Annotated in this window: 18 protein-coding genes; 5 read left to right on the plus strand and 13 right to left on the minus strand. The window is 42.0% G+C overall.

Going from position 1 to position 15,849, the window contains the following annotated elements; all coding sequences use genetic code 11:
* Positions 1-3: 3 nt before the first annotated feature.
* The 5 genes from AOG27_RS10105 to AOG27_RS10125 form a co-directional block, all read right to left on the minus strand.
* Positions 4-420 carry a hypothetical protein gene (locus AOG27_RS10105; protein ID WP_054552905.1) on the minus strand — a complete coding sequence of 139 codons (417 nt, stop codon included), beginning with the start codon at positions 418-420 and terminating at the stop codon, positions 4-6.
* Positions 407-1,744, minus strand: coding sequence for an ATP-binding protein (locus AOG27_RS10110; RefSeq protein ID WP_054552906.1), 1,338 nt, complete (start codon positions 1,742-1,744; stop codon positions 407-409). The genes AOG27_RS10105 and AOG27_RS10110 overlap by 14 nt, the downstream gene beginning before the upstream one ends.
* On the minus strand, positions 1,738-2,412 hold the full coding sequence (locus tag AOG27_RS10115) for a response regulator transcription factor (RefSeq protein WP_054552907.1): 675 nt from the start codon (positions 2,410-2,412) through the stop codon (positions 1,738-1,740). The genes AOG27_RS10110 and AOG27_RS10115 overlap by 7 nt, the downstream gene beginning before the upstream one ends.
* 2 nt (positions 2,413-2,414) lie before the next feature.
* Complete coding sequence (locus AOG27_RS10120; protein ID WP_054552908.1) at positions 2,415-2,666, minus strand: PepSY domain-containing protein; 252 nt, start codon at positions 2,664-2,666, stop codon at positions 2,415-2,417.
* Positions 2,667-2,817: 151 nt separating this feature from the next.
* On the minus strand, positions 2,818-3,117 hold the full coding sequence (locus tag AOG27_RS10125) for a YciI family protein (protein ID WP_054552909.1): 300 nt from the start codon (positions 3,115-3,117) through the stop codon (positions 2,818-2,820).
* 176 nt (positions 3,118-3,293) lie between these two features.
* Here AOG27_RS10125 and AOG27_RS10130 point away from each other — a divergent pair, with 176 nt between their 5' ends.
* Positions 3,294-4,718 (plus strand): sodium-dependent transporter, encoded by a 1,425-nt coding sequence (locus AOG27_RS10130; protein WP_054552910.1) that lies wholly within the window; start codon positions 3,294-3,296, stop codon positions 4,716-4,718.
* Positions 4,719-4,773: 55 nt separating this feature from the next.
* On the opposite strand, the gene AOG27_RS10135 is transcribed toward AOG27_RS10130, so the two are convergent.
* Positions 4,774-5,412 (minus strand): type II CAAX prenyl endopeptidase Rce1 family protein, encoded by a 639-nt coding sequence (locus AOG27_RS10135; RefSeq protein ID WP_054552911.1) that lies wholly within the window; start codon positions 5,410-5,412, stop codon positions 4,774-4,776.
* A gap of 58 nt (positions 5,413-5,470) precedes the next feature.
* Positions 5,471-6,058 carry an inner membrane-spanning protein YciB gene (locus tag AOG27_RS10140; protein WP_054552912.1) on the minus strand — a complete coding sequence of 196 codons (588 nt, stop codon included), beginning with the start codon at positions 6,056-6,058 and terminating at the stop codon, positions 5,471-5,473.
* 194 nt (positions 6,059-6,252) lie between these two features.
* On the opposite strand from AOG27_RS10140, the gene AOG27_RS10145 reads away from it, so the two are divergent.
* Together AOG27_RS10145 and AOG27_RS10150 are read left to right on the plus strand one after the other, a co-directional pair.
* Positions 6,253-6,522 carry an HU family DNA-binding protein gene (locus AOG27_RS10145; RefSeq protein ID WP_054552913.1) on the plus strand — a complete coding sequence of 90 codons (270 nt, stop codon included), beginning with the start codon at positions 6,253-6,255 and terminating at the stop codon, positions 6,520-6,522.
* Between the two features lie 137 nt (positions 6,523-6,659).
* The gene (locus AOG27_RS10150; protein ID WP_054552914.1) at positions 6,660-7,232 is read left to right on the plus strand and encodes a type 1 glutamine amidotransferase domain-containing protein; all 573 of its coding nucleotides are present in this window, start codon (positions 6,660-6,662) and stop codon (positions 7,230-7,232) included.
* Between the two features lie 60 nt (positions 7,233-7,292).
* On the opposite strand, the gene trpA is transcribed toward AOG27_RS10150, so the two are convergent.
* From trpA to AOG27_RS10180, 6 genes are read right to left on the minus strand one after another with little or no spacing between them, the layout of a single operon-like run.
* Positions 7,293-8,105, minus strand: coding sequence for a tryptophan synthase subunit alpha (trpA, locus tag AOG27_RS10155; protein WP_054552915.1), 813 nt, complete (start codon positions 8,103-8,105; stop codon positions 7,293-7,295).
* Entirely contained in the window at positions 8,102-9,286 is a 1,185-nt protein-coding gene (gene trpB / locus AOG27_RS10160; RefSeq protein ID WP_054553084.1) for a tryptophan synthase subunit beta, read from the minus strand. The genes trpA and trpB overlap by 4 nt, the downstream gene beginning before the upstream one ends.
* A 7-nt stretch (positions 9,287-9,293) precedes the next feature.
* Complete coding sequence (trpCF, locus tag AOG27_RS10165) at positions 9,294-10,658, minus strand: bifunctional indole-3-glycerol-phosphate synthase TrpC/phosphoribosylanthranilate isomerase TrpF (RefSeq protein ID WP_054552916.1); 1,365 nt, start codon at positions 10,656-10,658, stop codon at positions 9,294-9,296.
* Positions 10,651-11,670, minus strand: a complete 1,020-nt coding sequence (trpD, locus tag AOG27_RS10170; RefSeq protein ID WP_054552917.1) for an anthranilate phosphoribosyltransferase — start codon at positions 11,668-11,670, stop codon at positions 10,651-10,653. Before trpD ends, trpCF begins: the two co-directional genes overlap by 8 nt.
* Before the next feature lie 9 nt (positions 11,671-11,679).
* On the minus strand, positions 11,680-12,285 hold the full coding sequence (locus tag AOG27_RS10175) for an aminodeoxychorismate/anthranilate synthase component II (protein WP_054552918.1): 606 nt from the start codon (positions 12,283-12,285) through the stop codon (positions 11,680-11,682).
* A complete protein-coding gene (locus AOG27_RS10180) occupies positions 12,285-13,853 on the minus strand; it encodes an anthranilate synthase component 1 (RefSeq protein ID WP_054552919.1) in 1,569 nt (522 codons plus the stop codon). The genes AOG27_RS10175 and AOG27_RS10180 overlap by 1 nt, the downstream gene beginning before the upstream one ends.
* Before the next feature lie 524 nt (positions 13,854-14,377).
* Here AOG27_RS10180 and rnm point away from each other — a divergent pair.
* Positions 14,378-15,217, plus strand: a complete 840-nt coding sequence (gene rnm, locus AOG27_RS10185; protein ID WP_054552920.1) for an RNase RNM — start codon at positions 14,378-14,380, stop codon at positions 15,215-15,217.
* 9 nt (positions 15,218-15,226) lie between these two features.
* A complete protein-coding gene (locus AOG27_RS10190) occupies positions 15,227-15,847 on the plus strand; it encodes an L-threonylcarbamoyladenylate synthase (protein ID WP_054552921.1) in 621 nt (206 codons plus the stop codon).
* Positions 15,848-15,849: the final 2 nt, after the last annotated feature.

The following is a 15,849-nucleotide window of genomic DNA, read 5'->3' on the forward strand; positions in this document are numbered from 1 at the left end:
CTATTACTTTAGAGGTCGCTGTAAAACCTGCACATGGTTTTTTAGGATCTCAATTTCACATTGCTTGTAGGCAATAGCGGCTTTCGTACTATTTGGCATTTTTTGTAGATAACGCCAACGACAGCTGTCTTCTAAATAACGCTCTTGGTTCTTGATGCTGCGATTAAAAATCGGTAGCAATTGGCTGTTACCGCTATCCTCTTTGATTTTCTCAAGATCCATAGTGAGCTTATTAATCCACATCTTTTGGTCACGCTGCAGATCGGCGATAACTTGATCAAGACATTGAATATAGCGTTTGGTGTCATCGGTATTGTTGCTAGCAAGCTCACACGTTTGCTCTGCTTGAGCATGCGATGCACTCGCAATTAAAGCTAGAAAGCTGCCCTTAACGAGTGTTGATGTTTTATTTTTTATCATGGTAATTAAACTCTAATATAAACTCAGCACCGGCTAGTTTCTCTGCATCTTTAATGGTTAAGGTGCCATTATACGAGTTGACTAAATCCGACACGATAGCCATGCCGACACCGTGGCCACTTTCATAGGTATCGAGTCTGGTACCGCGAGTCAGTAATGATTCACGCTTGTGCTCAGGGACACCTGGGCCATCATCACTTATACTGAGGGTTAACTTTTTGTTCTGCTTAACCTTTATATCGACCTGTGAACGGCAAGCTTTACAGGCATTATCGATTAAATTACCAAGTAGTTCCATCAAATCTGTTTTATCACCCAAGAAATAGTCTTTTTCACTAACCTCTGAGGTAAATATAATATCTTTGTCGCGATAAACCTTGCTCATCGCGCTTATAATTGAGTCAATAACAGGCTTGATATGAGTTTGTTTCTTCCATGTGTCAGACGCACCTGTTGCAGCGCGCTTTAACTGGTGTTCGATCATCACATTAATTCGGTCTAGCTGCTCTTGTGCATCTGCATCATTGGCTAAAGGGCTTGATTTAAGCACTGCCAAAGGCGTTTTTAATGCATGAGCAAGGTCGCTTAACGAAGCACGGTAACGCTCTTTTTGGCGTTGCTGCGATTCAAGCAATAAGTTTAAATCGGCTTTAATAGTTTGTAGTTCAACCGGGTAAAGACCTTTAATTTGTTGGTTATCACCCGACTCAATGGCTTTAATTTCTTTATCGAGTCGTTGCAGTGGTCTTGCACTCCAAACAAAACCAATCGCCATGAGTGCAGCAATGGACACTCCCATGACATACATCCAATTTACGAGTGTCTGCTTAAAGCCATCCATCAACCTCAGTAGGGCATCATTACGCTTTAATAGGATAAAACGTGCATGCTCAGATTGATCAATGTTTTCTAAAATAACGGTAAGGGTTAACTGCCAGTACACGGTATTGTTGTATTCAACCCGACGAAAATCCGCAGAGCCAGCTGGGGCTTCAAAGTTATCAGGAATAAAGTTGATATTGGTCGCCGATTCAGAATACCAAACTGGTAAGTCACCGCGATAAACCATCGCGTAGGTATCTGAGTTTAATCGATTTAGCTCTGGCGTTAAGATGGTGCTAGGCATAACTATGCCACGTTCAGTGAAATCAACTTCAGAAATTAATGAATATAAGTGAGCTTCGAGGGTTTTTTCGGTCGCTTCGACCAAAGAGGCGTAGTAAGCCTTACCAATTGAGAAAAACAGAATTGGTAGGGCGACTAATAAAACAAAGACAAGGATAAATCCTTGCCTTACTTTAAGCGGTATTTGCGATGCTACCACTGACTTTTAAGCCTATAACCACGGCCGCGTAATGTTTCTACTGGGTTAAGGGTACCATCAGGGTCAAGCTTCTTACGTAAACGCAATACGAAAACTTCGATTACGTTTGAATCAAGGTCAAAGTCTTGGTCGTAAATGTGCTCAGTTAGTTCAGATTTAGAAATTACCTTTTGTGGATTAACCATTAGGTATTCTAAAACTTTGTATTCGTATGCCGTTAAGCTAAGTTCTTTATCGTTAACCCATACTTGCTGTGAGCGAGTATGAATTTTAATAGGGCCAGCTGTCATTTCTGGGTTTGCTTTACCGGCGCTACGGCGGATAAGCGCATTACAGCGGGCAATTAGCTCTTCAACGTGGAAAGGTTTAGTTAGGTAGTCATCTGCACCTGCATCTAAGCCTTCTACTTTATCTTGCCAACGGTCACGTGCCGTTAAAATCAAAATAGGAATGGTAATACCTTGTGCACGTGCTTTGGTAATTAGTTCAATACCATCAACTTTAGGTAAGCCTAAATCGACTACCGCCATATCTAGCGGGTATTCGGTAATATGGAATAAACCAGCTTCACCATCGTGACAAAGGTCAACGCTGTAACGCTCTTTTTCTAGGGCATTACGAAGGTTATCTGCTAAGTGTAAATCATCTTCAATAACTAAAATTCGCATTCTTAATCCTTTTTCACTTCGCCAGTCTTTTTGTTCACATGGACATCAACCACGTGGCCGTTCGTTTTTAAAATTCTTACGGTAAATACTTTATCTTGCTCTGTGATTTTTAGGGTTCGGCCGTCTTCAGACTTTTTGGCGATCGTCACAGCCTGCTTTTTAGTCACCTCTTGGGCTTGTTTCTTATTGGCATCAGCATGAAAGCTTGATAATGCAAATAAAAGACTAAAACTGAAGGCTAATAATATGCGCATGACGGGGAACTCCTAAACCAGACCCATTTAGTTTAATTAACCAATTAACTAAAATTCAAGTAATTACGTTAAATTCTGTAATTCAATAGCCAAATCTTAGTTAATAAGCCGTGAACAAACACTGAATTATTGATTCAGTTAAGTTCAGAGGTTAACCAAATACTTTTTTAAATGGTTTTACGACTGAGTTGTCGTAAACACCCGCCGCAATATACGGATCGTTTGCAGCCCATTCACGTGCTGCTTCTAACGACTCAAACTCAGCAACCACTAATGAACCAGTAAAACCAGCGTCAGCCGGATCTTCACTATCAATGGCTGGCAATGGGCCTGCCGTAAATAAACGGTTTTGATCGTCTAATTCTTGAAGGCGTGCTAAGTGAGCAGGACGTGCAGATTTGCGAGCTTCTAAACTATTTTCAACATCCGTTGAATAAATCATATACAGCATGGTGTGTTCTCAATGTTATTTTTAAAAAATAGTAGCATATTCTTAGCAATAGACGAGAGATTATTCGCGTAATAATCTTTACACAAACCCATATAACTTTAACTTATAAAGCTTGAAATACGCGGTGTAACACTGGTAGAGTCGCTGGGTTGAGAAAATAATAATAAGGTTTTTAAATGAGCGAAAAACGTGAGCATTTTAGCTCCCGCCTCGGTTTTATTTTAGCGGCAGCCGGTTCTGCTGTAGGTATCGGAAACTTAGTAGGTTTTCCTGTTTCAGCCACAAAAAACGGCGGTGGTGCTTTCCTTTTAGTCTATGCATTGTTTGTCATTTTTATCTGTTTGCCAGTGATGATGGCTGAAATGGCCATGGGTCGTAAAGCGCAAAAAGATCCACTAGGTTCATACAAATTTTTAGCGGGTAATGATCCAAAATGGAACTTTGCTGGCTTTTTAGCTGTATTAACGCCATTTATGATTGCTGTTTTTTACATGGTGATCACGGTATGGATTTTCGGTTATTTATCGCAAACCGCTTTTGGTAATCTAGATGCCTTGGCGCAGCCGGATAATTTTGGCACCTTTATCAATAGCTACACCGTGTTTGGTTATATGGCCGTGGTTGCCATCATCGTTAACTTGATTTTAGTGGGTGGTGTTAAAGAAGGTATTGAAAAAGCGGCTAAGTTTATGATGCCAGCTTTATTTGTACTACTCACCGCGTTGGTTGTATACGTACTAACTCTTGATAACGCAATGGCCGGTGTTAAGTACTATGTTGTTCCTGACTTTTCAAAAATGGATGCCAGCGTATTAAATGGTGCATTAGCTCAAGCGTTTTTCTCGTTGTCACTGGGTATGGGTATCTTAATGACCTATGCATCGTATATTTCTAAGAAAGATGACATTGTTGGTAGTGCAAAAATGGTTGCAGTCACTGACTCGATGGTGGCATTCATTGCTGGTCTAATGGTGCTTCCAGCTATTTTCAGTTTTAACCCAGATACTGACCCTAGTAATTTATCAGATTCGTCAGTATCGATGATTTTTGTCTACCTACCAAAAATTTTATTAGCGTTACAAGCTGATATTGGCTACGTGGGTGCATCAATTGTTGCGTTTGTATTCTTCTTACTTGTCTTTTTTGCTGCAATTACGTCACTTGTATCAATTGTAGAGGTGCCAACAGCGACTTTAAGCGACCGCAAAGGTATTAGCCGTAAAAAAGCACTGGCTATCTTAACTTTATCTACAGGTGTTTTAACTGTGCTGTGTACAATGTCATTTGGTATGGTTGACTCGCTTACAAAGTTTGTTAGCTATGGCGGTGCAGATAAGAGCTTATTTGATATTGTTTATGATGTGTTTTACGACACAATTTTACCGCTTAACGGTTTAATGGTGTGTTTATTCGTTATGTATCGTTGGAAAAAAGCAAACTTGTCGGCAGAGTTAAGCCAAGGCTGTGAAGGCTATATTGGCAGCTTCACAGAGAAGTATGTGAACTTCTCACTATCAACGTTTATCCCTGCCATTTTATTACTAATCTTTGTAAATACGGTGGCGACTAAGTTTTTTGCATTTAGTATTTTCGGATTTTAAAGACCAGTTCAATACTTAGCCGCGCACTTTGCGCGGCTTTTTTATGCCTATTAAATTAAAAGGCCCCCGCATCGAGCACATCACCCAAGCCAAGGGTAAACATCCAAAGTCCCCATAAGCTGTGTTCAATTACACACACGAAGGTCGAGCGGCTTTGCGCATAGGTGTAAGAAAAAAGCAGCCCCCCTAAAAATGCCAACAATACGGCCAATACATTTGCATAGACAATATGCGCCAACGCAAACACCGATGCGCTGACAATAATACGCACCGTTTTACTTGGCATAATGCGTTTGTAGCGATGGAAAAAATAGGTTCTAAAAATAAGCTCTTGCGGCATCACCGATAAAATAGGGTAGAGCAATAACAACATTAGCCAATCGTTAAATGAGTTTCGTGGCAGTGAAAACCAGTTTTCTTGATTCATGATCCCGTAAAACATTCCAGAGAATAGCGCCCCTAAAAAAAAGAAACTAAATAAGCGACGTTTTACCGCACTAAATTGCCCAAGGCTTGTTAAACGAAAGCGTTTAAAATGGGGATCAGATAAAAGCAGCATGCCGCACACGGCCATTAAAATAATAAGGGCAGGAATAAGCCAGTTAGCGAGATAGGCACGAAGAAAAAAGCCTAATAGCGGCAGAGAAACAAATATGAGGGTAAATTCAAGCCAGCGGTATTGGTTAGCGTTCAATGTCGTCTCAGCGTGTTTTTTGCTTACGCTAACAAGCTAAGACGACAGATTTATGACATTAAGATTGCTTTGGATCTTTCTCTTCGTCATCTTCTGGTAAGTATTTGAACAGGGTGATGATCGTTGCTAACACGCAAACAAAGGTAATGCCCATTAAGCCAAACACTTTAAAGTTAACCCAAAAATCGAGCGAGAAGTTATAGGCAATGTAGATATTCAGCGCCGAGATACCTGCAGTCACCGCAACCCAAAATAGGTTAAGCTTATTCCAGAGCGCTTCAGGTACGTTGATTTCTTGTTTACTCTCAGAGGCATTTTCTAAAATCGAGCTAAGTGCTTTTTTCACTAGGTTTTTGCCAAGAATATAGCGGCTTACTAACAAAGTAACACTGAAAATGGCATACACAATGGTGGCTTTCCATTTTACGAACTGCTCGTCGTGGAACACTAAGGTGAGGGTACCTAACACCACCGCTATAGCAAAAAAAACCCAGTGACGGGTCGGCACTTTACCATCTTTAAAATAACAGTAAGCAACTTGAATTAAGGTGGTTAGCATCAGCAAGGCTGTTGCCCAATAAATATCAACTAACTTGAAAACCGCAAAAAATAAAATCAGCGGGATGTATTCAATAATCGCATGCATAAATTTATAAATGCTCTAATTTAAAAAGATACTGGGTTGTATCAAGTTATCGTGCAAGATACAAGGTTGACTTAACAGCCCTGAAAGCTTAGCCTCCCGAGCCAATCTGGCCTAAACCTGCGTTTAGGTTGTTTTACCTTATCTTTTTCCGCTTAACCTCAGATGATTAAGCGGCGTATTTTGGAGCACTTTTTATGAATAAAGCCGCGTTAGTATCGCAAATGGCTGCCCACAGTGAATTAACAAAAAAAGACACACAAGCTGCCTTAACCAGCATCTTAAATGCTATCGAAAAGTCTCTTTCTGAGGGTGACCAAGTGCAAATTAATGGTTTTGGTACGTTTGCTCTGAGTTATTACCCAGCACGCAAAGGGCGCAACCCGCAAACCGGTGAAGAAATTGAAATTGAAGGCGCTAATAAGCCAGTTTTTAAACCAGCAAAAGCACTCAAAGACGGTTTATAAGCAGGATTTGCAAAGCTGTTGTAGTATTTACAGAGCATAAATAGAACACCTGAAAATTTATTCAATATTTTCAATCTATTAAGTTTGGCATGTTGTATGCTGTTAATCATTTAGGTTTACCTAAATAAGGAGATAACATGTCAAATTTAAATAGCCAACTGAATGGTAAAAAGATTGCTATTCTTGCAACCAATGGTTTTGAGCAAAGCGAGCTATTGTCACCACGAAGCGCATTATTAGAAGCGGGTGCACTTGTCGAAGTTGTGTCACTTGAGCGTGGCGATATCACCGCATGGGATGAAAACCAATGGGGTGAGCGAGTCAGTGTTGACCGTGTAGTCAGCGAAGCAGACTCTGCAGAGTATGACGCGTTACTTCTGCCTGGTGGCTTATTCAACCCAGATACGTTACGTCAAGATAGCGAAGCAAAAGCCTTTGTTGATGGCTTTTTCAGTGCCGGTAAAAACAAGCCCATCGCCGCGATTTGCCACGGCCCATGGCTATTAGCCGAAATTAATAAACTACGTGATCGCAAAGTAACCTCATACCCAAGTATTAAAACTGATTTAATCAATGCAGGAGCTAATTGGGTTGATCAAGAGGTGTGTGTTGATGAGGGCATAGTTACAAGCCGAAGCCCAGCCGACTTAGAGGCTTTTAATCGAAAATTCATAGAAGAAATTAAAGAGGGCGAGCATCGCCATCATTAATCATAAATTGTTAAGCACAAAAAAGGGCCTTTATGGCCCTTTTTTAAGCAATACAATAAGTTACTTTGTAGCTGCTTTCATACTAGCTACAAACTCTTTTAAACCAGTTAGCATTGCTGCTTGATCATCAAGGTTTGCCTCGATAATTTTAACAACCGCAGAGCCTGAAATCGCACCAGCGGCCCCTGACTCAAGTGCTGATTTAACATCTTCCGGTGTTGATACACCAAAGCCTAATAATGCCGGTGCAGCATGGTAATCTTTTAGTTTTTTAACTAATGAATCTGCTGGCATTTGTGCCTTGGTTTCTGTGCCTGTCACACCTGCGCGTGAAAGAAGGTATGTGTAACCACGGCCATATGACGCACACTCTCGTAACGTGTCATCATCAGCATTCGGTGTAGCAATAAAAATTGGGTCGATGCCATTTTTCATTGCTGTTTGGCGAAATAGCTTTGATTCATGTAGCGGCACGTCAGCCACTAAAATAGAATCAACACCGGCTTCTTTAGCATCTTGATAAAACTTTTCGATGCCACGCTTAAATACTAGGTTTGAATACAATAACAGGCCAATCGGAATATCGGCATTGTACTCACGCACTTGTTTAATGATATCAAAGCAATCTTGGGTATTGATGTTTTCATCAAGTGCACGAATGTTAGCAGCTTGGATCACTGGGCCATCTGCAATCGGATCAGAAAATGGAATACCCAGCTCAAGGGCATCAGCGCCACCATCAATTAAGCTTTTGATGATCTCTACACTCAGTGCTTTATTAGGATCACCAATCGTAACGAAGGGTACAAAAGCACCTTGGTTTGTTTCATTTAATGTGGCGAACAGTTGTCCGTAACGGTTAGTCTGGCTCATAGTGCGCCTCCTTCTGATAAAACACTGTGTACGTGAGCCAAATCTTTATCGCCTCGGCCGCTTAGGTTAACCACTAAAATAGTGTCTTCGGTTTGTTGCTCGGCATATTTAAGGGCATATGCGAGGGCATGGCTTGATTCAAGCGCTGGAATAATGCCTTCGTTCTTAGCCAGTAGTTGGAATGCCTCAAGTGCTTCAGTATCAGTAATGCCAACATATTCTGCACGGCCTGTCTCATGAAGATAAGCATGTTGTGGACCAACAGCTGGGTAATCAAGACCTGCTGAAACAGAGTAAGACTCTTCAATTTGACCATCATCATTTTGCATAATATAGGTATAGGTACCGTGTAAAATGCCTTTAGTGCCCTTACATAGCGTAGCACCGTGTTGATGGGTATCTAAGCCTTTACCAGCTGGCTCTACACCAATGAGTTTTACGCTTGGCTCATCAATAAAGTCTGTGAACATACCAATGGCGTTAGAGCCACCACCCACGCAAGCAAGCACTGCATCCGGTAAGCGACCTTCAGCTTTAAGCACTTGTTGTTTTGCTTCTTCACCAATCATTTTTTGGAACTCACGCACCATGGTTGGGAATGGGTGAGGGCCTGCTGCAGTGCCTAGTAAATAGTGAGCATCTTTGTAATTTGCTGACCAGTCACGCAGTGCTTCGTTTACGGCATCTTTTAAGGTACCAGAGCCTGCTGTGACAGGAATAACCTCTGCGCCCATTAATTTCATACGAAATACATTTGGTTGCTGACGTTCAACGTCTTTTGCGCCCATGTAAATACGGCATTTTAAGCCAAGTAGGGCACAGGCTAGGGCCGTTGCAACACCGTGTTGGCCGGCACCTGTTTCTGCAATCACTTCTTTTTTACCCATGCGTTTGGTCAGAAGTGCTTGACCAAGTACTTGGTTGGTTTTGTGCGCACCGCCGTGCAGTAAATCTTCACGCTTTAAATACAGTTTTACCTTAGGATTTTTAACTAAGTTACGTGTCAGAGTTAATGGCGTAGGGCGACCTGCGTATTCATTTAACAGTTTTTCAAACTCAGCCTGAAAAGCTGGATCTTTTTGTGATTTATTAAACTCTGCTTCTAGTTGCTTGAGTGCTGGCACAAGCAGCTGTGGTACAAACATACCACCGAATTCACCGAAATAAGCTGGATTTTGCATTCTAACCTCAATAATTTCTGATATGCGAAAACGCATTTTGTAATTTTGTTTGGCACTTTTTACCCGCTGACGCTTCAACGCCAGAATTTAGGTCAAGGCCATTAGCACCGCGATAAAGCGCTGCGTGAATATTTTCTGGGTTTAAACCCCCGGCTAACATAAACGGCACGGTTGCCGTCTCTAGCACTGACCAATCAAATGCTTCGCCTGTGCCGCCTTTTTGGCTTTTGCTGTAAGTGTCGTATAAATGGCGGTCAACCCCTTCAAGCGGTTTGGGTAATTCGCCTTTAACGGCTTGGGCTTTCCAAATTTCACAGCCAAGCGGTAATTGCTTTCTGAGACTTTGAATATACTCGCTATTCTCGTCACCATGTAATTGCACTGCAGCTAATTTTAAGCTTTGTGCATAATCGACCACTTGTTCTAGAGGTGCATTGACAAACACACCCACATACGCGAGCGGGGCACTTTGCGTAACTTGCTTGGCACAGTCGATATCGACATAGCGCGGTGACTTAGGATAAAAAATTAAGCCACCATACACAGCACCACTGGCGTAGGCTGCCATCGCATCTTGTGAACGGGTTAAACCACACACTTTGTTCTCACCTAAAATGACTTTACGGCATGCGGCTTCTAAGTCGCGCTCAGCCATCAGTGAGCTGCCAATTAAAAAGCCATCGCACAATGGTGCAAGACGTTTTACATCTTTATGGGTATAAATGCCCGATTCTGAAATCACTACTTTGTCATTTGGGATAAGCTGACGTAAACGCTCAGTTGTTGCAAGATCAGTACTTAAATCACGAAGGTCGCGGTTATTAATACCAATTAGGCTGGCATTAAGTGTAAGTGCACGACTGACTTCTTGCTCATTACTGACTTCAGTAAGTACCGACATGTTTAAAGAGTCAGCCACTTTATGAAGCGCTAAATATTGCTCGTCATCAAGAACTGAGAGCATTAATAAAATGGCATCACCACCAGATAAGCGTGCTAAATAAACTTGGTACTCATCAATAAAGAAATCTTTACAAATAAGCGGCTGTTCCACTTGGCTGCGCACGTATTCAAGGTACTGATAACTACCTTGGAAATATTTTTCATCCGTTAGCACGCTCATACAGGTTGCGTACTTTTTATAAACCGATGTAATTTCGTCTAAATTGAATGGTTCGCGAATAAGTCCTTTTGACGGTGAGGCCTTTTTACATTCTAAAATAAACTGCGTACCGGTTGCTGCTAATGCGCCTTCAAAGTCTCGCTTGGTTGGCACAACATCGCTAATGAAGGATTCAAGCGGGCGCTGTGCTTTTCTTTGTTCTAATTCAATGCGTTTGTCGGCAACAATTTTGTCTAACACGTTAGCCATGACTTACCTCAATAATTGCGTTCAATGTGTCCATCGCTTTGCCTGATGCTAATAAATTGCTTACTTGATCTGCGGCTGCTTTTAAATCACCTGCTTTATCGGTTAAATAAAGAAGAGCGGCAACGTTGGCTATAATGGCTGCGTTATGCGCCATTTCACCTTGACCTTGTAAAATCGCTAAGCTTGCTTTTGCGTTATATTCTGGGCCTTGGCCTGCTAGTTGTTCAAGTGAATAGTTTGCAAGACCAAAATCGCTCGCTGTTAGCGTGTATTCACTCAGTTCACCGTTATTAAGTTCAACCACTTTGGTTGTTCCATGTAAGGCAATTTCGTCAGTGCCTGCACCGTGAACCACCATAGCGCGTTTTGTGCCAAGGGTTTTTAGGGTTTCGGCCATTGGTAAACACAGCGAAGGGTCATAAACACCAAGCAATTGCACCTCAGGGGCAGCAGGATTGGCCAGTGGCCCTAGGATATTAAAAATTGTGCGGCTTTTAAGGGCCGTACGCACGCCCATCGCATGGCGTACACCACTGTGATAATGCGGCGCAAATAAAAATGTAAAGCCGGTATTCTCTAAACAATGGGCAGCTTGCTCAGGGCTCATATCGATATTGATACCCAAGGCTTTAAGTAAATCTGCAGAGCCCGAGTTACTCGACACACTGCGATTACCATGTTTGACCATGTTGATGCCCGCAGCGGCAGCAACAATAGCAGCCGTGGTACTAATATTAATTGTGTTTGAGCCATCGCCACCGGTACCACAGCTATCAGCAAGTAAGGTTTTGCTGGTTTGAAATGGCACTGCATTGGCGCGCATTGATGCCGCCGCACCGGCGATTTCATCACTTGTTTCGCCTTTTAGTTTTAGGGCGATAAGTGCAGCCGTTAATTCAATATCATTAAGCTGGCCATTCATGATGGCATCAAATAATGCAGTTGCTTGCGAAAATGATAAATCTTGCTTTGCTAATAATTGGTTTAACTGGGTTTGAGTTGTTGCTTCCATGTTATTCCTCTACTGCACGCGTGCGGTTAAAAATTCAATGCTTTGCTGTAATAGCAATGCGCCATTTGGCGTTAAAATTGATTCAGGATGAAACTGATAGCCAAGGGCATTATCTTGTTGATGGTAAATTGCCATCGGAATATTTTCATAACAAGCAATTACTTCAACGTCATCAGGGACTTTGGTTGCCATTAATGAATGATAACGAGCAACCGGCATTTTATCGCCCATACCCGCGAATACTGGGTGCTCAGTCAACGAAATAATTGATGACTTGCCATGCACAGTTTCACCTGCATGACCAATAACCCCACCGTAGCTTTGTGTTAGTGCTTGCTGCCCTAAACAGATACCCAGCATCGGGAAGCGACCTTTACACAGTTCAATGAGTTCCATTAAACAACCCGCATCAGATGGCGCGCCAGGGCCAGGTGATAGCACTAATAATACAGGCACTGTCTCTTGGCACATTTTGTCGAAGATGCTTTGTGCACTGATGTTATTACGGTATACCACTAACTGGCACCCTAACATAGAAAGTTCATCGACTAAGTTATAACTAAATGAATCAAAGTTATCTAAAAAGTAGATTTTATAGGCTGATGTTGTCGTCATTATTGTGCCTTGTAAGTCGATTGAATCGCAGTGATCACAGCTTGTGCTTTAGCGCGGGTTTCATTGGCTTCTGATTGTGGATCTGAATCAAACACCACACCTGCACCTGCTTGCACATAGGCTGTGCCGTTTTTAACAAAGGCAGAGCGAATAACAATACAGCTATCCATGGCGCCATCGCCTGTTAAATAACCCACAGCACCACCATAGCTGCCGCGGCGTTTTTGTTCGGTTTTACGAACTAACTCAGCAGCGCGTACTTTAGGTGCACCCACTAAGGTGCCCATGTTCATACAAGCTTGGTAAGCATGTAGCGCATCGAGCTCAGGTTTTAAAGTACCCACAACGCGTGAAACTAAATGCATCACTTGTGAGTAGCGGTCTACTTTTAATAACTCTTTAGCGTGACGTGTGCCTGGTACGCTAATACGGGCAACATCATTTCGCGCTAAATCAACTAGCATCAGGTGCTCGGCACGCTCTTTTTGGTCGTTGCGAAGTTCAAGCTCAATGCGGCTGTCTAGGTCTGGATTAATTTGCCCGTTAGCAAACTTGCCACGAGGGCGAGTGCCGGCAATAGGGTATACCTCAACTTGTTTACTCTCAGCGCAATATTTGAGGGCTGACTCGGGTGATGCGCCGAATAACACAAACTCTTCATCGCGCATATAAAACATATATGGGCTTGGGTTTTGTTGTTTTAATTGGCTGTAAGCATGAAGTGAGTCAGGGCAGGCGAGAGAAAAAGTACGTGATGGAACAACTTGGAAAATATCGCCATCAACGATGTTGTTTTTTAACTTGATGACATGTTCGCAGTATTGCTCGTCGCTAACATCAACAGAAATTGGGTTTGAGCCTGTTTGTTTTTGCCCTTGGTAGCTTTGTGCATTGTCACATACGGCATTTAAACGCTCTAACTGTTGACCAACCTCAAAGCAGTTTGCATGGACTTCAGGGCCGTTAAATACGTTGCCAATTAGCTCGGTTGTTTTTGCTTGATGGTCGATGACAACTAACGTTTCTGCGAGGTAGAAAACATAATCTGGGCAGCTGTTTTCGCCGTCAGGCACATCAGAAAGGGTTTCGAAATTAGCAACCATATCGTAGGCAAATACACCGCCTAAGAACACAGAAAATGGGTTATCTGTGGTGCTTTTAATACTATTAATACAGCTACGTAGCGCACTAAATGCGTTATCTGCTACTAATTTACTGGCTTCATCAATGTCGCTTGCTACCTCGTTGTAGGTTAACGTTAATGTGTCTTCTACAAGCTCTGCAGAGCAGTTTTGCACATGAGTTTGTAAATAAGGCAGTAATTGTTTGCCGTTATTTGACTGTGCAGTGAGTGTGACCTGTTTGCCTTGGCAAACAATACGTAGCGCTGAGTCAACCAAAATTAGACTTTTTACACTGTCTTTAGAATCAATTTCAGCAGACTCTAACAGCAGTGAATTAGGCTTATCGAGTAAACTGTATAACGCAAGTGGGCTACTGATGTAATCGCGCACTTGAGTGATACTGGTTACTTCACCCGGTGTCGTTGTTATATGACTAAAAATCAAACCTCATTCTCCCTCATTCCCAAAAACTCTTTAAAAAACAAAACCCCGCGAAGCGATGCTTGGCGGGGTTCGTATAAAGATGCCTATAAATTAGATAGACCCTTACCGTCCCGCTAAGCCAGGCGCCACCACCAATGATGTGTAAGAGTTGCTATGTAATTCATTATAAAACCTTAAAATTTAGATATAAAAAAACCCGCTACTTGAGCGGGTTTTGAAATCGTTAAACACGACAATTCGTCACCCGCTAGTTACGAGTGCCACCACCAAATTGTGATTTGAATTGTTTTGTTCATTGTTATTGCTTATTTAACGTGTCAGAAAGTGCATACAGTAAAGCGTACCTAAGCGGATACTGTCAAGTATTAATTTACATAGTTAGTACGATTTCGGCATTTACCCATCGCAATTGCCCATTTATGAGGGTAAAACACACAGCTATATAAGATAATCACGCCCTCGCAGTAAATTTTTGTTATACTCACATCATTGATTCAAGAACTTACGTAAAGCAGTCTTTCCCTTTGATAAAATACGATTTACATAGCCACACCACATACTCAGATGGTCAGCTATCAGTCGAGCAATTGTTACACCGCGCGGTTGAGAAAAACATAGATGTGTTTGCAATTACCGATCACGACACGTTAAGTGCGATAAAACCAGCTCGCCAAGTCATTGCAGATGATAATTTACCGCTTAAATTAATTGCTGGCGTTGAAGTATCAACAAAATGGGAAAGTTTTGAAATTCATATAGTTGGCTTAAATGTTGATGACGAAAATGACGCACTGTTGTCATTATTACAAGCGCAACAAGGCAAGCGTGAAGAGCGCGCTTTAGAGATAGGTCGTCGCCTTGCTAAAAATGGTTTTGAAGGCATTTACGACCAAGCAAAAACATTTGCCGAAAACGCCCAAATCACACGGGCGCATTTTGCCCGTGCACTGATTGAACGTGGTGTAGCTAAAAACTTTCCTGGGGTATTTAAGAAATACTTAGGGCGAGGAAAAACAGGTTATGTACCAAGTAGTTGGTGCGATATGCAAACTGCAATTGCTGCCATTCATCAAGCCGGTGGGGTTGCCGTTCTAGCACACCCTGGGCGTTATCAAATGTCGAATAAGTGGCTACGGAAATTAATTATTGAATTTAAAGATGCCGGTGGCGATGCGATGGAAGTTGCACAACCACAGCAAGCACCCAGTGAACGCCAGTTTTTAGGTGAACTTTGCCGTGAATATGGCTTACTTGCGTCACAAGGGTCAGATTTTCATTTTCCGACCAGTTGGTTGGAGTTGGGTAAAAATTTATACTTACCAAAAGATTGCCAAGGGGTTTGGCAAGCATGGGAAGGGCAATAGGAGCGTGTAATGAGTCAGTTTTTTCATATTCATCCAGATAATCCGCAACCACGCTTAATCAGCCAAGCGGTTGATATTATTAAGCAAGGCGGTGTTATTGTATACCCAACCGATTCGGGTTACGCACTTGGCTGTAGCATTGGTAATAAGCAAGCAAAAGAGCGCATCGAACGTATTCGTGGTATTGAAAAACACCATAACTTTACTTTGGTCTGCCGTGACTTATCGGAACTATCTACCTATGCTCGCGTCGATAATCAGTTATTCAGATTGATTAAAAATAACACCCCTGGGCCTTATACGTTCATCTTTAAAGGCACTAAAGAAGTACCAAAGCGTTTATTAAACGAAAAGAAAAAAACCATTGGTATTCGTGTTATCGAACACCCAATCACCTGTGCTTTATTGGCTGAATTAGGTGAACCGTTAATGTCATGTTCTTTAATTTTACCGGGTGAGCAATATACCGAGGCAGATCCTGATGAAATTCGCGATCGCATTGAAAAGCAAGTTGATTTAATTATTAATGGTGGTTATCTTCCTGAACAGGCAACCACAGTAATTGACTTGTCGGATGATGATATCGAAATCTTACGTGTGGGTTGTGGTGATACTAAACCATTTGAGTAGAG

This window comes from Pseudoalteromonas lipolytica, from assembly GCF_001306915.1.
Lineage (GTDB): Bacteria > Pseudomonadota > Gammaproteobacteria > Enterobacterales > Alteromonadaceae > Pseudoalteromonas > Pseudoalteromonas simplex.